Below are 20,769 nucleotides of genomic sequence, written 5' to 3' on the forward strand. Positions count from 1 at the left end.
CAGCCACACGGGTCGGGATCAGCCGTGGCAGGCGCAGCCGCCGCCGTGGCCCTCCCCCTCCTCGGCGTCGGGCAGCTGGTCCATCAGCAGCGGGGCGGGCACCGCGATCGTGGTGAGGCTGTACTCCCCCATCGCCATCAGGGTGGTGACCACGGACTCCGCGCCGCGCTCCGCCAGGAGCTCGGTCGGGCCCTTCGGGTAACCGCAGCCGAACCGCATCGCGGTGTCGACGTCCTTGGCGGAGGCGTAGCCGTCGCCGATCATGCGCAGGGCGTCGTCGATCTGCGGGGCGATCAGGATCTCCCCCAGGTCGAGGGTCTCCTCGTCGCGGACCATCGCGGCGTAGCGTCCGGCGGGCCGCGGTTCCGGCTCCTCGGATCGGCCCACGTGGAAGCCCTGCCCGGACTTGCGGCCCAGGTGCCCGGCGGCGACCATGCGGCGGAGCAGCGGCGAGGCCGCGAAGCGCGGGTCCCGGTACTCCTCCCACAGCACGTCCATGACGGCCAGGCACACGTCCAGACCCACCAGGTCGGCGAGGGCGAGCGGCCCCATGGGGAGGTCCGCGGCCTTCTGCGCGGCGGCGTCGATCTCCGCGCGGGTGGCGATCCCCCGCTCGTACAGGCGGACGGCGTCGTTGATGTAGGGCACGAGCAGCGCGTTGGCGACGAACCCGGCGCGGTCTCCGACCGCCACGGGGGTCTTGCCGATGCGCTTGGCGACCTCGGTGACCACGTCGAGGGTCTCGTCGCTGGTGGAGACCGTGGTGATCACCTCGACCAGTTTCATGACCGGGGCCGGGTTGAAGAAGTGCAGACCGACGACCTTCCCGGGGCGACCGGTGAGCGCGGCGATCTCGGTGACCGACAACGACGACGTGTTGGTGGCCAGGATCGTGCCGGGCGGGCAGATCCGGTCCAGGTCGCCGAAGACGTCCTTCTTGACGTCCATCCGCTCGGGGACGGCCTCGACGACGAAGTCGGCGTCGGCGAGATCCTCCCTCGAGGTGGTGAACGTCAGGCGGGAGTCGATCCCGGCGCGTTCCTCCTCGGTGAGTTTGCCCTTGCTGACCGCACGCGAGAGGGACTTGTCCATGTGACTGCGGCCGCGGTCGACGGCGGCCTGGTCGATCTCGACCCCGATGACGTTGAACCCCGCACGGGCGAACACCTCTGCGATGCCCGCGCCCATCGCGCCGAGTCCGACGACACCGACCTTGTCAAATTCCTGCACCATGAGCCCAACCCTAAAGGGCGCGGCGCCGTGGACCGCGCACCGGAGGCCCCGGTCCGACACCCGGCGCCCTCCCTGCCCGGGGCGCCGCCGCCGTTCCGCCGTCGGCGCGGACACGGTGGCCCGGAGGTCGGCGGACCCGCGCCCCCTCCCCCGCTCCGGCCCGCCGACGCCCCGCACCCCCCGGGCTCCGGCCCCCGGGCCGTTCGGGTCCGCCCGCCCCCGGGAGGCGGTAACGTGGCGTTTCGTGCGTCTCGTCATCGCTCGGTGCAGCGTCGACTACGTCGGCCGGCTCACCGCACACCTGCCCATGGCTCCTCGGCTGATCCTCATCAAGGCCGACGGGAGCGTGTCCATCCACGCCGACGACCGGGCGTTCAAGCCGCTGAACTGGATGAACCCGCCGTGCAAGCTCCGTGAGGAGACCGTCGCGGACGGGCCGGACCAGTGGACCGTCACGCACGGCAAGTCCGGAGAGAAGCTGGTGCTGACCATCGAGGAGGTCATGCACGACACCTCCCACGAGCTCGGCAAGGACCCCGGTCTCCAGAAGGACGGCGTCGAGTCCCACCTCCAGGAGCTGCTGGCCGAGCACATCACCACGCTGGGCGAGGGCTACACCCTCATCCGGCGCGAGTTCCCGACCGCCATCGGGCCGGTCGACATCCTGTGCCGCGACGCGGGCAACGCCACGGTGGCCGTCGAACTGAAGCGCCGGGGCGACATCGACGGCGTCGAACAGCTCACCCGCTACCTCGAACTGCTCAACCGGGACCCGCAGCTCGCCCCCGTGCGCGGCGTCTTCGCCGCCCAGGAGATCAAACCGCAGGCCCGCGTCCTGGCCGAGGACCGCGGCATCTCCTGCGTCGTGCTGGACTACGACGCGCTGCGGGGTATCGAACCGGACGTCCTGCGCCTGTTCTGACCCCCGCGCCGGCCGCCGCCCCCGGCGTCCGACCCCGGCTTCCCGAGGCCCTTGGCGACACCCGCCGGGGGCCTCCGTCGTGCCCCCACCACCACCGGAGTCGTCCGAACGGATGACCCGGCCGCGCCCCGGCGGCCGATACCGCCGGCGGCGCCGACCCGGAAGAGTCGGTGCCATGAGCGACACAGCCATCGAGGTACGCGGACTCACCAAGAGGTACGGGGACGATCATGCCGTCGCGGGCATCGACCTGACCGTCCACCGCGGCGAGGTCTTCTCCTTCCTCGGCCCCAACGGTGCGGGCAAGTCCACCACGGTCGAGATCCTGGAGGGTTTCCGGCACCGGGACGGCGGTACGGCGCTCGTCCTCGGCGAGGACCCCGGGACGGCGGGGCGCGGCTGGCGGGCCCGCATCGGTGTCGTCTGGCAGCAGGAGACCCAGGTCCCCGCCCTGCCGGTACGCGACCTGGTCCGCCACTTCGCGGGCTACTACCCGGAGAGCCACGACTCCGACGAGGTGGTCGCACGGGTCGGCCTGGCGGACAAGGCCAGGGCACTGCCCTCCTCCCTCTCCGGCGGGCAGCGGCGCCGCCTGGACGTGGCGCTCGGCATCGTCGGCCGCCCCGAGCTCCTGTTCCTGGACGAGCCCACCACCGGGTTCGACCCCCGTGCCAGGAGGGACTTCTGGTCCCTCATCCGGGAGCTCGCCGACGGGGGCACCACCATCGTGCTGACCACCCACTACCTGGAGGAGGCGGAGGAGCTCGCCGACCGGGTGTGCGTGATCGCGCGAGGGAGGATCCGGGCCCTGGGCGCGCCCGCCACCCTGGGCGGGCGCGCGTCCGCGGAGGCCACGGTGGGCTGGACCGTCGAGGGGCGGCGGCGGGAGGCCGTCACCGGGGCGCCCACCCGGGTCGTGGCCGAACTGGCCACCCTCTTCGGCGGGGAGGTGCCGGAGCTGAGCGTGCACCGCCCCACCCTGGAGGAGACCTACCTGGAGCTGATCCGGGACGACGGCGGCGAGGACACCGCCGAGGGGAGCACGGCATGAGCACCGGCACCACACCGGCCACCGCGCCGGGGACCCCCGCGGAACCCTCCGGTGCCGGGTCCGCCCGGCGGCTGCCCGGCCCCCTGCGAATCGGCCTGTCCCGGGGCTGGGTCGAGATCAGGGCGTTCAGCAGGGAGTGGGAGAGCCTGATCTTCACGTTCAGCCTGCCGGCGCTGATCCTGGTCCTGTTCTCCTCGATCTTCGACGGCATGTTCGACATGGGCATGCCCGCCGTCGACTACTACCTGCCGGGCATGATCGCCATGGGCCTCATGTCGGTGAGCTTCCAGCAGTTGGGCACCGGCATCGCCGGTGAGCGCGAGCACGGAGGGCTGCGCCGCCTTCGCGGCACCCCGATGCCGCCGAGCGCGTACTTCATCGGGAAGACCGTGCTGGTGGCCTTCCTGTCGCTGGGGCAGACACTGCTCCTGCTGGGAGTCGCCGCGCTGGGCTTCGGCGCGGAGCTGCCCGCCGACGCCGGCTCCTGGGCCACCCTGGCGTGGGTCCTCCTCCTCGGCACCGTCTCCTGCGCCCTCCTCGGGATCGCGGTCAGCTCGCTGGCGCGGTCCTCCCAGGCGGCGTCCGGCGTGGTGGTCGTGCCGTTCCTCGTCCTCCAGTTCACGTCGGGGGTCTTCGTCCCGGTCGTGGTCCTGCCCGACTGGGTGGTGACCGCGGCGGGACTCTTCCCCCTCCTGTGGATGGCGCAGGGCATGCGGGCGGGGTTCTTCCCCGACGAGATGGCCGCACTCGAGGCCGGCGGGTCGTGGGATCTGCCCCAGGTGGCACTCGCCCTGGGCACGTGGTGTGTGGTGGGCTTGGTGCTCACACTGGTGACGTTCAGATGGAAGACGCGGAAGGACGGGTGAGCGCCGTGGCCGAACAGGTCACCGACCGGCAGGTCGTCGGTGGGACCGTGGACGGCGGCCCGGCCGACGACGGGGAACCCACCGGGGAGGAGGGCCTCGGCGACGGCGCCCAGAGGCACGCGTGGGACCTGGGTATCTGGTGGGACGTGTACTTCACCGGGACGATGGCCGCCATCGTCCTGCTCGCCCTGAGCACAGGCGCCCCGGGGCACCGGTGGCTGACGGCGGGCCTGACGGCGGGGACCATCGTCGTCTACTACCTGTACGGCAAGCGGATGGTCCTCCTGGACGGCTCCGACTGGGACCTGCCCCGCTCTCTGACGCTGTCGGCGCTCCTCCTGCTGTGCATCCTGCCCGCGGTGATCCTCAACCCGAACCTGACCTTCATGCTGTTCGCGATCGCCCCGCTCTGCTTCATGACGTGCGGGTCCGGGGTGGCCGTCCCCACGGTGGCGGTCATCCTGCTGCTGCCGGGACTGCTGCGGGGACTGGCCGGTGTGGATGACTGGCGCGGCGTCCTGGCCACCTCACTGGTCCACGCGGTGCTCGTCGGCTTCTCCCTGTGGTTCGGCCGCTGGTTCGAGCTGATCATCGAGCAGAGCTACGAGCGCTCCGAGCTGATCACGAGCCTCCGCGAGAGCCGTTCGGAGGCCGCCAGGCTGTCGGAGGAGTCCGGCGCCCTGGCCGAGCGCGAACGCCTCGCCCGCGAGATGCACGACACCCTGGCGCAGGGCTTCACCAGCATCGTCGCCCTCACCCAGGCGGTGGAGTCCGAGATGGACACCGACCCCGGGACCGCGCGCCGCCACCTGGCGCTGATGCGCGAGACCGCCGCCGAGAACCTGGCCGAGGCGCGGGCGATGGTCGCCGCACGCCAGCCGGTCCCGCTCGACGGCGAGGACCTGGACGCCGTCCTCACACGGATCTCCGCGCGGATCGGCGGCGAACTCGGCATCACGGCCCGCTCCCGGGTGGAGGGCGCCCCGGTGCCGCTCTCCAACGACCTCAAGATCTGCCTGCTGCGCACGGCGCAGGAGGCGCTGTCCAACGTCCGCAAGCACTCCGGGGCCCGCACGGTCGAGGTGGTCCTGGTCTACGCCGACACGTGCGTCGGGCTGACGGTGACGGACGACGGACGGGGGTTCGTCCGCGGGCAGGCCCCCACCGGCGACGGCCTCGCCAACATGACGCACCGGGCCCGCAGTGTGGGCGGGACCCTGGACGTCGAGGGCGTCCCCGGCACCGGGACGACCGTCCGCATGACCCTCCCCCTGGTGGAGGCCTCCGCCTCCCACCCGCAGCACACGACCCGCCACGAGCCCAACGAGGAGCCCACACCATGATCAGTGTCCTGCTGGTCGACGACCACCCGGTGGTCCGCGAAGGGATCCGCGGCATGCTCGGCACCGAGACCGACCTCGCCGTCGTGGGCGAGGCCGCCTCGGGCCCCGAGGCGGTGGCCCTGGTCGCCGCACTCTCCCCCGACGTGGTCCTGATGGACCTGCGGATGCCCGGCGGCGACGGGGTCGCGGCGACCGAGCGCATCACCGCCGAGTACCCCGGCGTGCACGTCCTCGTGCTCACCACCTACGACACCGACAGCGACATCCTGCGGGCCGTCGAGGCCGGCGCGACCGGATACCTGCTCAAGGACACCCCGCGCGCGGCCCTCGCCGACGCGATCCGCGCCGCGGCCCGCGGGGAGACCGTGCTCACCGGCCGCGTCGCGGGCAAACTCCTGACGGGGATGCGCCAGCGGGCCGAGCCGCCCGCCGTCGCCCTGTCACCCCGTGAGACGGAGGTGCTGCGCCTGGCCGCCGACGGCCTGACCAACGCCGCGATCGGCCGCGCACTGCACATCAGCCAGACGACCGTCAAGACCCACCTGATGCGGGTGTACGAGAAGCTCGGGGTGGGCGACCGGACGGCGGCGGTCTCCCAGGCGATCCGCCGCGGGCTGCTCCCGGAGGCCTGACCCCCGCCCCGCGGCGGGGACGCGACGGCGGCGCAGGGGCGGTTCGGGGTTCCTCCCCGACGGCGGGGCGTGCCGCCACGGAAGAATCGTCATAAGGTGGACCGGATGAACGACGCCAACCCCCCCGAACACGGCCGGATGCGCGCCTCCGACGCCGACCGCGACTCCGTCGCGCACCGCCTGCGCGAAGCCCTCGCCGAAGGCCGCCTGGACCCGGACGAGCACAGCGAGCGCCTGGACTCCGTCTACCGCGCCAAGACCATCGGCGAGCTCGTCCCCCTCACGGAGGACCTGCCCGCGACCGACCAGGGCTCCTCGCTGACACCCGTCTCCGGCGACTTCCGCTCGCCCCGACCGGTCTACGGCAGCGGTCGGGTCACCCCGCAGTCCGCCCCGACCAGCACGGCCGCCGTGGCCGTGATGGGCGGCGCCGACCGCGCCGGGGCATGGGTGGTCCCGAAGAACTTCTTCGCCCTGTCGCTCATGGGCGGCGTCGAACTGGACCTGCGCGAGGCGCGGTTCGTCCACCGGGAGACCACGATCTGGACCGGCGCCGTGATGGCGGGGATCGAGATCAGGGTCCCCGACGACATCCAGGTGCGGGTCCACGGGCTGCCGATCATGGGCGGCTTCGGCAACGAGGGCGGTACCCCGCCCAGCGTGGTGGACCCGGACGCGCCGATCGTCCACGTCCGCGGCCTCGCGGTCATGGCGGGAGTGGGCGTGGTCTACAAGCGCCGCAAGCACCAGCGCGAGCGGGACGACGAGGACTGATCCGGGCAGCTCCGCCCGGACGCCTCCGGCTGCGGTACGGCTCCGGCGGCGGTACGGCTCCTCCGGGGGCGCCCGGTCCGCCGGGCTCCGGCGCCCCCTACCTGGACGATCGGTCCGTCCGGACGGACGTTTCGGGCACAGTGCGTACCGAACGCGCAAGTTCCGTGGCTGATTGTGGCAATGACACCCGCCACTCCTTGCCGAGAGCACCGTTCTGGTGGCAGGCTGCAGCGGTACTTTGCCTGCCAAAGGTGTCCATCCCCCACGCCTCGGAGCGGTGGACCCCCGTACACCGGAGGAAGATCGTTGCGCCCCACCCACCGACGGGCCGCGCTCGGCAGAGCGTCCGACCCCGTGTCCCCCTCCTCCCCCCGGTCCGGCCGTCGCGCCGCCGCGGCGGGCCTCGCGACCGTGCTCATGGCCTCCGGGGCCCTGGCGTCGGGCACGGCCCACGCGGGCAGTGAGCCCGACGGGCTCGCCGACCTCGTCACCGCCGACGCCATCCAGGAGCACCTGGAGAACCTGGACACCATCGCCGAGTACAACGGCGGCAACCGGGCCACGAGCACCCCCGGCTACGACGTCGCCGCCCTCTACGTCGAGGACCAGCTCGAACGCGCCGGGTACGAGACGTACCGGCACGAGTACGACTACGAGCTCTGGCGCGAGCAGTCGCCCGCGGTCCTGGAGCAGACCGCGCCGGCACAGGTCGACTACGAGGCCGAGGTCGACTACGTGCCCATGAGCTACTCCGGCTCCGGCGACGTCACCGCCCCGGCCGTCGCGGTCAACGCGGGCAGCTCGGAGAGCGGGTGCTCCCCCGACGACTTCGCGGACTTCCCCGAGGGCGCCGTCGCGATCACCCTGCGCGGCACGTGCCCCTTCTCCGAGAAGGTCCAGAACTCCGCCGACGCCGGCGCCTCCGCCGCCCTCGTGGTCAACAACGAGGACGAGGTCTTCCTGGGCACCATCGCGACCGTCTCCGACATCCCCGCCGTGGGCGTGTCCGGGCTCACGGGCGCCGAGCTGATCGCCGCCGACGGGCTCGAACTCCGGGTGAAGGTGGACGCCACCGTCGTCAACGAGACCTCCTACAGCGTCCTCGCCGAGACGCCCGAGGGCCGCGACGACAACGTCGTGGTGGTGGGCGCCCACCTGGACAGTGTCGAGGACGGCCCCGGCATCAACGACAACGGCAGCGGCTCGGCGTTCGTGCTGGAGACCGCCGTCCAACTGGCCGAGCAGGCCGATCCGAACAACAAGGTCCGGTTCGCGTTCTGGGGCACCGAGGAGGAGGGCCTGGTCGGGTCCACCGAGTACGTCGCCGACCTGACGCCGGAGCAGGTGGACGACATCGCCCTCTACCTCAACTTCGACATGATCGGCTCGCACAACTACGGCCGGTTCGTCCTCGACGGAGGCATGGAGCTTCCCGACTCCTCCGGAGCCCCCTCCGGGTCCGGCGCGATCGCCAAGGTCTTCTCGGACTACTTCGCCTCGCGGGACCAGGTGAGCGAGCCGGGCGTGCTGAGCGGACGCAGCGACTACAGGGCGTTCATGGAGTCCGGCATCCCGTCCGGGGGCCTGTTCAGCGGCGCCGACGGCGTCAAGAGCGAGGAGCAGGCCGAGTGGTACGGCGGCACGGCCGGTGAGGCGTTCGACCCGTACTACCACACCGCGGACGACACGTTGGAGCACGTCGACTGGGACTCGGTGGCGGAGCTGTCGGCCGCCGGCGCCCACGGCGTGGAGTTCTTCGCCGAGAGCACGCTCCCGGTGAACGGCGTGCTGAGGCACTCCGCCGCCACCGCCGAGCTGCCCCGGGCGGGGGACGCCTGGCTCCGCTAGGGCGTGTTCCGTGGATGCTTTCGGTTGACTCGGCGCTTGCGCCGATCGACGCGAGCGGCTTCCAGGCCATCTCTCGCAAGACGGGTAGCGCAGGTCAGCCCGGGTTTGGCTGTCCAAGCGCAGTCGGCGCAGCGAGAGGCAGCCTGGGGGACGCGAGCCCGGAATGATCCGCGGAACGCGGCCTGGGGGTTGTGCTCCGGCGGGCTTCGGCACCGGGCGCCCCTGCCCGCCACCGAGGCCGCTGACCCGCGGTCCCGGACCGCCCCGAGGCGCGCGGTCCGCCGTGCATGGAGGCGGGCGGCGTGAACCCCCCGGTCTCACGCCGCCCGCCTTCGGCGGTGCCTCCCCCTGCGCAGAAGGCCCGGGTGGCCCCCTCTTTCCACTCGGGACTTCTCGCGTAGAACACCACCGGAAACTACTTTGCGTAGCTTCCTTGTCTCTCAATGTATCAGTGACATGCATCACCTTCACCCGCTGATACTGAACAGTTATCCTCCGTCACCAGAGCGAGCTCGGGTGCCGCTCGCGACGGGAACGTCGACACCGTCGGCCGACCCTCCCCTAGGGTTGGGGCATGACCACACGGGACACGGACAAACCGGTCGTTCTGTCGAAGATCTACACGCGTACCGGCGACGCCGGCACGACGGCCCTCGGCGACATGAGCAGGACCGGCAAGAACGACACACGCCTCGTCGGGTACGCCGACACGGAGGAGGCCAACGCCGCCATCGGCGTCGCGCTGGCCGTGGGCGAACTGCCCGACGACGTGCGGGCACTGCTCGGACGGGTGCAGAACGAACTGTTCGACCTGGGCGCCGACCTGTCCACGCCGATCGTGCCGGACCCGGAGTACCCGCCGCTGCGGGTACTCCCCGAGTACGTCACCCGGCTGGAGGAGGCCTGCGACCACTACAACGCCGACCTGCCCACACTGCGCAGCTTCATCCTCCCCGGAGGCTCCCCCACCGTGGCGCTGACGCACACGGCGCGGATCGTGGTCCGCCGCGCGGAGCGCAGCGTGTGGGCCGCCGTCGAAGAGCACGGCGACACGGTCAACCCGCTCACCGCCCAGTACCTCAACCGGCTCTCGGACCTGCTGTTCATCCTCGGCCGCTACGTGGCGGACGAGGGCGACGAGGTGCTCTGGAAGCCCGGAGGCGAACGCTAGGAGGCCTCCGGGCACACCCGCCCGCCCTCAGCACTCGGGCGGGAACTCCTCCTGCGGGACGACCCCCGCCTCGGAGGTGCCGTCCCCCGCGTACAGCACCCCCTGCTCGGCGGCCAGCGCCCCGGTGGTGAAGCTGAGGGTTCCGATGTCGTGCTCGGCGGAGTCCCCGGGCTCCGCCGCGGCCGAGCCCACCCCGACGGCGTACTCGTCCTCCGAGGAGTCCGGACCCATCCGGTAGACGGCCCTTCCGTCCTCGTCGAGGATCTCCCAGTCGTCCCCGGGCGCCGCGAGGTCGACCTCGATCTCGCCGCCCTCGAACGCGCGGGTGGCGACGAGGTGTCTGCGCTGGGTCTCCCCGAGCAGGTCGATCTGGCGGGGCGCGGCGTCACCGCACCAGGTGACGATCACGACCGGGAACTGGTGCAGGGCGGTGAAGTGGCCCGTGGCCACCGCACCGACGTGGCCGCCGGGCGGCTGGCAGCCGACGAGCAGGGGCGCCAGGAGTACGGGCGCGAGCAGGACGCGGAAACGCGAAGTGGCCATGGAACCGCATCCTGCCGTGTCCGACCCGTCCTGTGGAAGGACCGATGGGCCTCAGGAGTCGCCGAGTTCCCGCTCGACCGCCTCGACCTTGCTGTGGAGGCCGTCCGTGACACCCTCGCGGATGTCCGCCTTGAGGGTGAGGCTGACCCGCCCGGCGCCCTCGCCGGCCGCGGCGACAGCGCGCTTGACGACGTCCATCACCTCGTCCCACTCACCCTCGACGCTGGTGAACATGGCCGAGGTCTCGTTGGGCAGCCCGCTCTCGCGCACGACCTTCACGGCGCGCGCGACGGCGGGAGCGACGGACTCTCCGGCACCGAGTGGAGAAACAGAGAAAGCGACGATCATGTCGCCATGCTAGGCACAGACCGCCGCCTTTGTGAACCCACCGGGCTCACGCCTCCCACTGCGTGCCGGGGGGCATCGACTCCAACCACGACAGGAACCCGGTCAGGGCGCTCTCGCTCATCGCGATCTCGTACACCGCGTCCCGCGGGTCGCTGCCGTCCTCGGCGGCCCAGCCGATCCGGACGACGGTCACGTCCGTGGGCAGGTGCTCGGTGTCCTCGCCGCTCGGAACGCGCCGCCCCAGAACGACGAGGCCGCGGCGCGACAGGAAGACTGTCGGCCGCGGCCTCAGGGAGAAGATCGGGAACCAGCCGAGGTTCTCCGTGCCGTACCGGCCGAAGCCGATACGCCAGGAGCCCCGGCGACCCCTACCGCCCGGTGTGCGCAGGTAGCACTCGACCGCGCCGCCCCGCTGGACGAGCACCCAGCGGCGTACGGTGACGGCGAGCACCACCGCCAGGAAGACGAAGAGCAGGGCGAAGAACACCCACTGCGCGGACTCCAGCCAGGAGCCCGTTCCCACCTGAGCGGGGAGCGGTCGTTCCATGCCCACTGCGTTCCGCCGTCCCGGTTCGCTAGGCGACGTCCTCGCCAGCAGCGCGCAGGCGGCTCCGAGCACGACCCAGGGCGACGGTGTCGCCGGACTCGGTCGCGTTCTTCAGCGCCGTGCGCGCACGGTCCACATCGATGTCCTCGGCGAGCTCGGCGGTCTCGGCGAGGATGGAGATACGACCCTCACCCGAAACCGAGACGAACCCGCTGTGCGCGGCGGCCCGGACCTCGCCGGTCTCCCGCGCACCCAGCACGCGAACGACGGCGTCGTGGGCCAGCAGCGAGAGCACCGGGATGTGCCCGGGCTGGACGCCGATCTCACCCTCGACGGTCTTCGCGATGACCATGTCGCCCTCGCCGGCCCAAATCTCACGTTCGGGCGAGACGATCTCGACGAAAAGCTTCTTCGACACTGCCACAAACTCCTCGGCTAGCGGGTGGGTTCGGCCGGGCCGGCCCCGACGTGTTGTCGTTCGGGACCGGCCCGGCCGGAGAAACTGTCCCGCCCGTCGCCCGCCACCACCCTCAACGGACGCTTCGCGCGGTTCTAGGCCTGAAGCTGCTTGGCCTTCTCGACCGCCATGTCGATGTTGCCGACGTCGAGGAAGGCCTGCTCGGGCAGGTGGTCGTACTCACCGTCGCAGAGGCCCTTGAAGGAGGCGATGGTCTCCTCCAGGGGAACGAACACGCCCGGGGTGCCGGTGAACTTCTCGGCCACGAACATGTTCTGCGACAGGAAGCGCTCGATGCGGCGAGCACGGTTGACGACGATCTTGTCCTCTTCGGACAGCTCGTCCATACCGAGGATGGCGATCTGGTCCTGGAGGTCGTTGCTCCTCTGGAGGATCTCCTTGACGCGCTGCGCCACCTGGTAGTGCTCCTCGCCCACGTACTGCGGGTCGAGGATGCGGGAGGTGGACGTCAGCGGGTCCACCGCCGGGTAGATGCCCTTCTGCGAGATCGGGCGGGAGAGCTCGGTCGTCGCGTCCAGGTGGGCGAAGGTGGTCGCCGGAGCGGGGTCGGTGTAGTCGTCCGCGGGGACGTAGATCGCCTGCATCGAGGTGATCGAGTGACCGCGGGTCGAGGTGATCCGCTCCTGGAGCTGACCCATCTCGTCCGCCAGGTTGGGCTGGTAGCCCACGGCCGAGGGCATACGGCCCAGCAGCGTGGAGACCTCGGAGCCCGCCTGGGTGAAACGGAAGATGTTGTCGATGAAGAGGAGCACGTCCTGGTTCTGGACGTCGCGGAAGTACTCCGCCATCGTCAGAGCGGACAGGGCGACCCGCAGACGGGTGCCCGGGGGCTCGTCCATCTGGCCGAAGACGAGAGCGGTGTCCTGGAGGACCTCCATCTCGTCCATCTCCAGGAACAGGTCCGTACCCTCACGGGTGCGCTCGCCGACACCGGCGAACACGGACACGCCACCGAAGTTGCGGGCGATACGGGTGATCATCTCCTGGATCAGCACGGTCTTGCCGACACCGGCACCACCGAACAGACCGATCTTGCCACCGCGCACGTACGGGGTGAGGAGGTCGATCACCTTGATGCCCGTGACCATCATCTCGGTCTTGGACTCGAGCTGGTCGAAGGCCGGGGCCTTGCGGTGGATCGGCCAGCGCTCGGTGACGCCGAGCTCCTCCGCCGACACGTCCAGGGGCTCGCCCAGGGTGTTGAACACGTGGCCCTTGACGAGGTCGCCGACGGGCACGCTGATGGGCGCACCGGTGTCGCGCACCTCGGCACCGCGGACGAGACCGTCCTGCGGGGCCAGGGAGATGGTCCTCACCAGGTTGTCACCCAGGTGCTGGGCGACCTCCAGGGTGATGGTCTTGGCCTTGCCGCCGACGGTCACGTCGGTGTGCAGGGCGTTGTAGATCGAAGGCAGGGAGCCGACGGGGAACTCCACGTCGACGACCGGCCCGGTCACCCGGGCGATCCGGCCGGTGGCGGTGCCAGCCCCAGCCGTCTCTTCAACTGTCGCAGTCACTTTTACTACTCACTTCCTGCGCTGGCAGCGGAGAGGGCGTCGGCACCGCCGACAATCTCACTGAGTTCGTTGGTGATCTCGGCCTGGCGCGCCTGGTTGGCCAGGCGTCCCAGGTTCTTGACGAGGTCCTCGGCGTTGTCCGTGGCGGCCTTCATGGCCGCGCGGCGGGACGCCTGCTGGGAGGCGGAGGCGTCCAGGAGCGCGAAGTAGATGCGGTTGGTCACGTACTGCGGGAGCAGGGCGTCCAACGCTTCCTCGGCGGACGGCTCGAACTCGTACAGCGGCAGCGGATCGCTGCCGTGCGCGGCCTCGAGCTCGCTCTCCTCGGACTCCTCGACCTCCAGCGGGAGCGCACGGACGGCGCCGGCCCGCTGGGTCAGCATCGAGACGAACTCCGTGGAGACCACGTGGATCTCGTCGACACCGCCCTCGGAGGTGTCCGCGAGGAACTTCTCAATGAGAGCGGAGCCGATCTCCCGGGCGTGCGCGTAGGTCGGCCGCTCGGTGAAGCCCTCCCACTGCTCCTCGATCGGACGATCGCGGAACTTGTAGAAGGCCGCACCCTTCCGGCCCACCATGTAGGTGAGGACCTCCTTGCCCTGCTCCCGGAGGAGCTGGGTGAGGGAGTCCGCCTCCTTCAGCACGTTGGCGGAGAAGGCGCCCGCCAGGCCCTTGTCACTGGTGATGACCAGTACGGCAGCGCGGGTCGGGTTCTCGGACTCGGTCAGCAGCGGGTGGTCCGACACCCGGCTGGCGAGGGCCGAGACCGCCCGGGTGATCTCCCGCGCGTAGGGCCCAGCAGCCTCAGCCGCACGCTGCGCCTTGGTGATGCGCGTCGTGGCGATGAGCTCCATCGCGCGGGTGATCTTCGCCATCGACTTCGTCGAGCGGATCCTCCGGCGATAGACGCGAAGCTGTGCACCCATGGGTTACTTCCCGCCCTTGGCGACCTTGATGGTCTCCTGGCCGACCTTCTCCTCGGAGAGGGCCTCGGCCTCGGCCTCGGTGCCCAGGAGGGTTCCGGCGGAGGTCTGGAACCCCTGCTTGAACTTCTCCAGGGCGACGTCGAGCGACTTCTCGGTCTCGGGCTCGAACTTGCCGGTGTCCCGGACCGCCGCCAGGATGCCGGCGTGATCGCGGCCCAGGTGCTCCAGGAAGTCGTCCTCGAAGCGGCGGACGTCCTCGACCGGGACGTCGTCGACGCGGCCGGTGGTACCGGCCCAGATCGACACGACCTGCTGCTCCATGGAGTACGGCGAGTACTGGCCCTGCTTGAGGAGCTCCATCAGACGGGCGCCGCGCTCCAGCTGCTGCTTGGAGACGGAGTCCAGGTCCGAGCCGAAGGCGGAGAAGGCTTCCAGCTCGCGGTACTGGGCCAGGCCCAGACGGAGGGTACCGGAGACCTTCTTCATCGCCTTGGTCTGCGCCGCGCCACCGACACGGGAGACCGAGACACCGACGTTGATGGCCGGACGCTGTCCCTGGTTGAACAGGTCGGACTCCAGGAAGACCTGGCCGTCGGTGATGGAGATGACGTTGGTGGGGATGTACGCCGAGACGTCGCCCGCCTTGGTCTCGATGATCGGCAGAGCCGTCATCGAGCCCCTGCCCATCTCGTCGGAGAGCTTCGCGCAGCGCTCCAGGAGACGGGAGTGGAGGTAGAAGACGTCACCGGGGTAGGCCTCACGGCCCGGCGGGCGGCGCAGCAGCAGCGACACCGCACGGTAGGCCTCGGCCTGCTTGGTGAGGTCGTCGAAGACGATGAGGACGTGCTTGCCCTCGTACATCCAGTGCTGGCCCAGGGCCGAACCGGTGTACGGGGCGAGGTACTTGAAGCCGGCCGGGTCGGACGCCGGGGAGGCGACGATGGTGGTGTACTCCATCGCGCCGGCCTCTTCGAGGGCGCCGCGGACACCGGCGATGGTCGAGCCCTTCTGGCCGATCGCGACGTAGATGCAGTGCACCTGCTTGTCGGGGTCGCCGGACTCCCAGTTGGACTTCTGGTTGATGATCGCGTCGATGCAGACCGCGGTCTTGCCGGTCTGACGGTCGCCGATGACCAGCTGGCGCTGGCCGCGACCGATCGGGGTCATCGAGTCGATCGCCTTGATGCCGGTCTGGAGCGGCTCGTGAACCGGCTTGCGCTCCATCACCGACGCGGCCTGGAGCTCCAGCTCCCGCCGCTCGGTCGACTCGATCTCGCCCTTGCCGTCGATGGGGGCGCCCAGGGGGTCCACCACGCGGCCGAGGAAGTTGTCACCCACCGGCACCGAGAGGAGCTGGCCGGTGCGACGCACCTTCTGCCCCTCCTCGATGCTGGTGAAGTCGCCCAGCACGACGACACCGATCTCGCCGACCTCAAGGTTCTGGGCCAGACCGAGGGTGCCGTCCTCGAACTTCAGCAGCTCGTTCGCCATCGCCGAGGGAAGGCCACCGACGCGGGCGATGCCGTCACCGGAGTAGGTGACGGTACCGACCTCTTCCGCGCGGGTGGCTTCAGGCTCGTACGACTGGACGAAGCGCTGTAGCGCGTCCCGGATCTCGTCCGGCCGGATCGTCAGCTCCGCCATCTCTACGTTGTCCTTGCTCTCAAATGGCGCCGGGCTGGCGCCGTGCGTGCTTGCCTTGCGTACTGTCAGCCGGCCAGGCGGCGCTGGACCTCGGCGATACGCCCGGCGATGGTCCCGTCGATGACCTCGTCACCCACCTGGATGGACAGGCCACCCACGATCTCGGGGGCGACCTCGGTGTTCAGGTGGATGTCACGGCCGTAGGTGCGCGAGAGCGCGGCCCCGAGTCGGGACTGCTGGCTCTCGCTCAGGGGGACGGCGCTGCGGACGACGGCCACGTAGCGCTGCGCGCGCTCCGCGACGAGTTGTCCGAAATGGTCCAGTGCCTGTTCCAGCGTACGTCGCCTGGGACGGGTCACCGCCTCGCCGATCAGGGTCGTCGTCGCGGCGTTCACCTTGCCCGAGAGCAGGTTCTCCAGGAGGGAGAGTCGCCGCTCGGGGGCGACACCCTCACGGGTGAGGGCGTCGCGCAGAGCGGGCTGGGCGGCGACGATCCGCTGGAAGCGGAACAGTTCGTCCTCCAGCTCGCCGAGCGCCGAGGCGCTCTGGAGCGAGGCGACGGTCGCGTAGACCGCCATCCGCTCCATCGCGTCCACGAGGTCACGCGGTCCGGACCACTTGGCCGAGACCACGTCGCCGGCCACGATGACGGTGGACGGCGAGACCTTCGTCTCCAGCAGCTGGCCGATCAGCTCGGTCTTGCCCTCGGCGGGGTTCGCCTGGTCGGCGAGCCACCGGCGGAGCGAGTGCTGGCTCCCCAGAAGGGCGACGACCTCGAAGAGCTCGCCGCCCAGGGCGACACCGCTCTGCGCGGTACCGGCCGACGCCAGGACGTTGTCGTCCAGGCGCCGGGTCACCTCTACCAGCGACGTGCGGCTGATACCACGCATCAGCGCACCTCGGCTTGCTGCGTGCTCTCGCTCTGCTCCAGCTCCTCCAGGAACCGGTCGATGACACGGCTCTGGGTGGCGCTGTCGCTGAGGGTCTCACCCACGATGCGGCCGGCCAGGTCGGCGGACAGGCCACCGATCTCACCGCGCAGCTGCACCATGGCCTGCTGACGGTCGGCCTCGATCTGGGCGTGGGCCGCCTCGACGATGCGACGGGCCTCGGTCTGGGCCTCCTCGCGCGCCTCGGCGATGATCGCCGCCCGCTGCTCCTTGGCCTTCTCCAGCTCCTGGGCGGACTCGCGGTGCGCCTCTTCGAGCTTCTCCCGGTACTGCTGGCGGATCTCCTCGGCCTCGGCCTCGGCGCGCTTGGCCCTCTCGATGCCACCCTCGATGGCGTCGTGACGCTCGTCGAGGACCGCCATCACCTTCGGAACCGCCTTGCGGGCGACAAAGAAGTAGACCACGGCGAGCGCGATCGCACCGAAGGTGAACTTCACCCAGTCGATCCGCAGAATGTTGTAATCGGCTGCCAACTCCACCAACATGGTCAGCCCTCCTTCGCGTCAGTTGCCATCAGAAAACGGTTGGCAAGTTTCGACTAGCCCTGGGGAGCGGCGAAGGCGAGAACGAAGCCCAGGATCGCCAGGGCCTCGATGAGGGCGAAGCCGAGGTAGATGTTGGTCTGCAGCGGGCCGCGGGCCTCGGGCTGGCGGGCGATGGCCTGCATGCCGAGACCGAACACGATACCGACACCAATACCGGCGCCGATGACGCTGATGCCGTAGCCGATGGTGTTGATGTTGCCGGTGATCGCAGCGATGTCCATTGATGTTTCCCTTTACTCGACGTCCGGCGTTGCTCGTCGCAATTGGTCAGTTCGCCGGTGTGGACGGGTCAGTTCTTCTCACCCCTGGGACGGCCGGTCGGCCGAGCAGAGGGGGAAGGGGTCTAGTGGGCCGCTTCGAGCGACTGGTTGATGTACAGGCTCGCCAGCAGCGTGAAGATGAACGCCTGGACGAGCATGATCACGATCTCGAAGACGAAGAAGGCGAGGTAGCCGAACAGTGCCGCACCCGAGAAGAGGAGCGAGACACCGACCAGCAGGGGCTCCGCCGTCAGGTTGAGCATGTACCAGCCGCCGTACGCGAACACGGCGAGCAGCAGGCTGCCCGCGAACATGGTCGCGAACAGACGCAGGGCGTGCGTGACGGGGCGGATCAGGAAGACCGAGAGGATCTCGATGGGGGTGACAAGGACATAGATGGCCTTGGGCATCCCCGGCGGGAAGATCTGGTTCCGGAAGTAGCCCCACCCGCCCTGGTTGCGGATGCCGATCACGATGGTCATCACGTAGATGACCACAGCGAACATCGCGGTGAAGGCCAGGTTGCTGTTGACCGGGAGCATCCCGGGGATCAGCCCGGTGACGTTCATGGCCAGGACGAGCGTGAAGACACCCGTCATGAACGGGATGAACCGGTCGCCCTTGGCGCCCATCGTCGGTCGGGTGATCTGGTCCCGGATGAACAGGACCAGCATCTCGCCGACGCTCTGCCTGCGGCCAGGGACGAGGCTCAGCTTCCTGCTGAACCACGACCACAGAAGCAGGACAGCACCGACCGCGACCAGGAGCAGGACCATGTACAGGTCGATGCCAGTGCTGCCGGGAATGTTGGCGAACCACGGTTCCGGGAAGAACATCCCGATGGTGGGCGGCGTGAACCCGCAACCGTTGTCACCGAACAGGTGGCAATTCGGTTCGGCCGCGAGAATGCGCACGTCAGCACTCACGGCGAATCCTTTCGTCGTGACGCAAGAATGCCTCGTTGATGGTTGTTACAGAGCGTCGTCGCACGATCGTCGACGCCGGACTGGCGGGAGGGTTCAGACCTGGCGAGTCTTGACGACGATCAGGTAGATCGCGCCGACCATGCCCAGAACCGCCCCGATGGGCAGGAAGAGCGCCTGGAATCCCAGGAGCTTGTCCGCGGCCCAGCCGATCGCGCTCCAGACGAGCACGCCCGAGAGCAGAGTGGAGAAGAGTGCCCAGCCGTCGGCCTCGCGCGGTGCCGGGGGCTCGCGCTTTTCCGTCTTTCTGGCTGGTTCGCTGCTCATCTCGCTCCGGAATATAGCATGTGGGCCTTGGCGGGAACGGGGCCGTCCGCCTGCCGGGATTCAGGGTAATACGCCCCTCCCGACGGGCTGCAACGGGGCACCCCATCACGCGCTCTCCGAACCTTCGTTCGGGTTCACGTGAAGGATCTTGGCCTTCGAGGTCGCCCAGGTCTGCCCGCCCAGCCAGGCGAGGACGACCGCCAGAGCGCTGTACACGAAGGCGGAACTACTGAGGTCCTCGATGAGGGGACTGCGGCCGAGGGTGACGAGGATGATGCCCAGCACCGCCATCTTGACGACGAAGCCGAGCATGTTCGCCGCCAGGAAGAGGTCCTTGTTGCGGCGCGTGATCATGAGGACGGCCCACTGGCCCAGCCCGAAGCAGCCGAGCACGATCACCACGGCGAGGAGGGAGCTGAGCGCTCCCGCGACACCGGCGAAAAGCGCGGAGACCGCAATGGCCAGGACCCCGCACGCAGCGCTGGGAAGCGCGGCGCCACGGAGGATCCGGGCGTCGTGTTCCTGCATCACAAAGCTCCGTTGGGGTTCAGTGGGTACCTGCTCGTGAAAGCTATCACAAGGTTCTCGGTGCTGAATCCGGGGGTTCCTTAACGCGACCTTAACGCCCCTCAAAACGCCCGTTCCGGGCGCTCTCCGGGCCCTGTGTCACCTTCACCACACCGCTTCCGACCATTGCTCTCGCAGGTCATCGCACCCGCTTTCCGAGACCTTGGTCCCGAACGCCGACAGCCTCTCAGGCATCAGATGGCGAATCGTGACCTGCGTCCGTCTTAACGCGCTCCTTGCGGTCCCACGGCAGGAGGCCCCGGCGCCGCAGTCGGGGCAGCGCGATGAGGCCGACCGCACACGTGGCGACCAGCGCGGTGACCGTCAGCACGATCACCGGTGAGTCGAACACCGACAGGGACACCGCCGCGAACGCCACGATCCCCGCCCACAGGTACATCAGGAGCACGGCCCTCATGTGGCTGTGGCCCATGTCCAGCAGGCGGTGGTGGAGGTGGCCCCGGTCCGGGGCGAACGGGGACTTGCCCGCGAGGGTCCGGCGCAGGACGGCGAGGACCAGGTCGGACAGCGGCAGGGCGATCACCAGCAGCGGCAGCGCGATCGGCAGGAACACCACGAGCCCGCCGGAGTTGAACTCCTCGCGCGCCGTGTTGGCGTCGAACTGGCCGGTCACCGTGATGGTGATCGAGGTCAGCAGCAGCCCCAGCAGCATCGAGCCGGTGTCACCCATGAACACCCGGGCCGGGTGGAAGTTGTGGAAGAGGAATCCAGCACAGGTGCCCGCGAGAATGATCGCGATCATCGCCGGATACGACTGGCGGACGAACCCCTGCTCGACCGCGACCACGTAGTAGTACGCGAAGAACGCCAGCGAGGAGATGCCGACGATGCCGGCCGCCAGCCCGTCGAGGCCGTCGGCGAAGTTCACCGCGTTGATGGTCACCACGATGAGCAGGATCGAGACCATCGCGCCCAGCCACGGGCCCAGCGACAGCTGGGTGCCGGGCAGCGGAAGCCACAGCAGCTGCACGCCGTTCGCGACGAGGATGCCCGCGGCGACGACCTGGCCCGCGAGCTTGCTGAGCGCGTCCATGCCCCAGCGGTCGTCGATGATCCCGATGACCGTGATGAGCCCGCCCGCGAGGAGGAGGCCCAGCCAGGTGTCGGCCACGAAGACGTTCTGCAGGTGCGGGAGCTGCGCGGAGATCAGCAGGGCGGCCGCGAACCCCCCGTAGATGGCGAGCCCGCCCAGGCGCGGGATGGGTTCGGTGTGCACGTCGCGGTCGCGCACCGGAGGGGTGGCGCCGATCTTGATGGCGAACTTGCGCACCAGGGGCACGAGCAGGTACGTCACCGCCGCGGCGATGACGAAGGTGAGCGCGTACTCTCGCAC

23 protein-coding genes are annotated in these 20,769 nt (G+C 69.9%); 8 read left to right on the forward strand and 15 right to left on the reverse strand.

Annotated features, from left to right (window positions below):
- Nucleotides 1-18: 18 nt before the first annotated feature.
- Nucleotides 19-1,233 carry a 3-hydroxyacyl-CoA dehydrogenase gene (locus Q8791_RS13850; RefSeq protein WP_330092095.1) on the reverse strand — a complete coding sequence of 405 codons (1,215 nt, stop codon included), beginning with the start codon at nt 1,231-1,233 and terminating at the stop codon, nt 19-21.
- 244 nt (nt 1,234-1,477) lie between these two features.
- On the opposite strand from Q8791_RS13850, the gene nucS reads away from it, so the two are divergent.
- The 8 genes from nucS (at nt 1,478) to Q8791_RS13890 (ending at nt 9,840) form a co-directional block, all read left to right on the forward strand.
- Nucleotides 1,478-2,155, forward strand: coding sequence for an endonuclease NucS (gene nucS, locus Q8791_RS13855; protein WP_330092096.1), 678 nt, complete (start codon nt 1,478-1,480; stop codon nt 2,153-2,155).
- A gap of 175 nt (nt 2,156-2,330) precedes the next feature.
- Nucleotides 2,331-3,206, forward strand: a complete 876-nt coding sequence (locus Q8791_RS13860; protein WP_330092097.1) for an ABC transporter ATP-binding protein — start codon at nt 2,331-2,333, stop codon at nt 3,204-3,206.
- The gene (locus Q8791_RS13865; RefSeq protein WP_330092098.1) at nt 3,203-4,072 is read left to right on the forward strand and encodes an ABC transporter permease; all 870 of its coding nucleotides are present in this window, start codon (nt 3,203-3,205) and stop codon (nt 4,070-4,072) included. The genes Q8791_RS13860 and Q8791_RS13865 overlap by 4 nt, the downstream gene beginning before the upstream one ends.
- Nucleotides 4,048-5,415: a sensor histidine kinase gene (locus Q8791_RS13870; RefSeq protein ID WP_330092099.1), complete on the forward strand. Its 1,368-nt coding sequence runs from the start codon at nt 4,048-4,050 to the stop codon at nt 5,413-5,415. Before Q8791_RS13865 ends, Q8791_RS13870 begins: the two co-directional genes overlap by 25 nt.
- Nucleotides 5,412-6,047: a response regulator transcription factor gene (locus Q8791_RS13875; RefSeq protein ID WP_330092100.1), complete on the forward strand. Its 636-nt coding sequence runs from the start codon at nt 5,412-5,414 to the stop codon at nt 6,045-6,047. Before Q8791_RS13870 ends, Q8791_RS13875 begins: the two co-directional genes overlap by 4 nt.
- A 105-nt stretch (nt 6,048-6,152) precedes the next feature.
- Nucleotides 6,153-6,821, forward strand: a complete 669-nt coding sequence (locus tag Q8791_RS13880) for a DUF1707 SHOCT-like domain-containing protein (protein ID WP_330092101.1) — start codon at nt 6,153-6,155, stop codon at nt 6,819-6,821.
- Nucleotides 6,822-7,238: 417 nt separating this feature from the next.
- Nucleotides 7,239-8,669 carry a M28 family peptidase gene (locus tag Q8791_RS13885; RefSeq protein ID WP_330092213.1) on the forward strand — a complete coding sequence of 477 codons (1,431 nt, stop codon included), beginning with the start codon at nt 7,239-7,241 and terminating at the stop codon, nt 8,667-8,669.
- Nucleotides 8,670-9,243: 574 nt separating this feature from the next.
- Nucleotides 9,244-9,840: a cob(I)yrinic acid a,c-diamide adenosyltransferase gene (locus tag Q8791_RS13890; protein ID WP_330092102.1), complete on the forward strand. Its 597-nt coding sequence runs from the start codon at nt 9,244-9,246 to the stop codon at nt 9,838-9,840.
- A 27-nt stretch (nt 9,841-9,867) separates the two neighbouring features.
- On the opposite strand, the gene Q8791_RS13895 is transcribed toward Q8791_RS13890, so the two are convergent.
- From Q8791_RS13895 to Q8791_RS13960, 14 genes are all read right to left on the reverse strand, one after another.
- Nucleotides 9,868-10,383 (reverse strand): hypothetical protein, encoded by a 516-nt coding sequence (locus Q8791_RS13895; RefSeq protein WP_330092103.1) that lies wholly within the window; start codon nt 10,381-10,383, stop codon nt 9,868-9,870.
- 51 nt (nt 10,384-10,434) lie between these two features.
- Complete coding sequence (locus Q8791_RS13900) at nt 10,435-10,731, reverse strand: MTH1187 family thiamine-binding protein (protein WP_330092104.1); 297 nt, start codon at nt 10,729-10,731, stop codon at nt 10,435-10,437.
- Between the two features lie 46 nt (nt 10,732-10,777).
- The gene (locus Q8791_RS13905) at nt 10,778-11,278 is read right to left on the reverse strand and encodes a DUF2550 domain-containing protein (protein WP_330092105.1); all 501 of its coding nucleotides are present in this window, start codon (nt 11,276-11,278) and stop codon (nt 10,778-10,780) included.
- A 28-nt stretch (nt 11,279-11,306) separates the two neighbouring features.
- Nucleotides 11,307-11,696: a F0F1 ATP synthase subunit epsilon gene (locus tag Q8791_RS13910; RefSeq protein WP_330092106.1), complete on the reverse strand. Its 390-nt coding sequence runs from the start codon at nt 11,694-11,696 to the stop codon at nt 11,307-11,309.
- A 134-nt stretch (nt 11,697-11,830) separates the two neighbouring features.
- Complete coding sequence (gene atpD / locus Q8791_RS13915; RefSeq protein WP_330092107.1) at nt 11,831-13,273, reverse strand: F0F1 ATP synthase subunit beta; 1,443 nt, start codon at nt 13,271-13,273, stop codon at nt 11,831-11,833.
- Between the two features lie 5 nt (nt 13,274-13,278).
- Nucleotides 13,279-14,199: a F0F1 ATP synthase subunit gamma gene (locus Q8791_RS13920; protein ID WP_330092108.1), complete on the reverse strand. Its 921-nt coding sequence runs from the start codon at nt 14,197-14,199 to the stop codon at nt 13,279-13,281.
- 3 nt (nt 14,200-14,202) lie between these two features.
- Nucleotides 14,203-15,843, reverse strand: coding sequence for a F0F1 ATP synthase subunit alpha (gene atpA / locus Q8791_RS13925; protein ID WP_330092109.1), 1,641 nt, complete (start codon nt 15,841-15,843; stop codon nt 14,203-14,205).
- A gap of 65 nt (nt 15,844-15,908) precedes the next feature.
- Entirely contained in the window at nt 15,909-16,733 is an 825-nt protein-coding gene (locus tag Q8791_RS13930) for a F0F1 ATP synthase subunit delta (RefSeq protein ID WP_330092110.1), read from the reverse strand.
- Entirely contained in the window at nt 16,733-17,275 is a 543-nt protein-coding gene (locus Q8791_RS13935) for a F0F1 ATP synthase subunit B (protein WP_330092214.1), read from the reverse strand. Before Q8791_RS13935 ends, Q8791_RS13930 begins: the two co-directional genes overlap by 1 nt.
- Nucleotides 17,276-17,331: 56 nt before the next feature.
- The gene (gene atpE, locus Q8791_RS13940) at nt 17,332-17,559 is read right to left on the reverse strand and encodes an ATP synthase F0 subunit C (protein WP_267946340.1); all 228 of its coding nucleotides are present in this window, start codon (nt 17,557-17,559) and stop codon (nt 17,332-17,334) included.
- 122 nt (nt 17,560-17,681) lie between these two features.
- Nucleotides 17,682-18,512 (reverse strand): F0F1 ATP synthase subunit A, encoded by an 831-nt coding sequence (gene atpB, locus Q8791_RS13945; RefSeq protein ID WP_330092215.1) that lies wholly within the window; start codon nt 18,510-18,512, stop codon nt 17,682-17,684.
- Between the two features lie 105 nt (nt 18,513-18,617).
- Nucleotides 18,618-18,848, reverse strand: coding sequence for an AtpZ/AtpI family protein (locus tag Q8791_RS13950; protein WP_330092111.1), 231 nt, complete (start codon nt 18,846-18,848; stop codon nt 18,618-18,620).
- A 105-nt stretch (nt 18,849-18,953) separates the two neighbouring features.
- Entirely contained in the window at nt 18,954-19,376 is a 423-nt protein-coding gene (locus Q8791_RS13955; protein ID WP_330092112.1) for a hypothetical protein, read from the reverse strand.
- Between the two features lie 226 nt (nt 19,377-19,602).
- Entirely contained in the window at nt 19,603-20,769 is a 1,167-nt protein-coding gene (locus Q8791_RS13960) for an MraY family glycosyltransferase (protein WP_330092113.1), read from the reverse strand.

The organism is Nocardiopsis codii, assembly GCF_036327455.1.
Lineage (GTDB): Bacteria > Actinomycetota > Actinomycetes > Streptosporangiales > Streptosporangiaceae > Nocardiopsis > Nocardiopsis codii.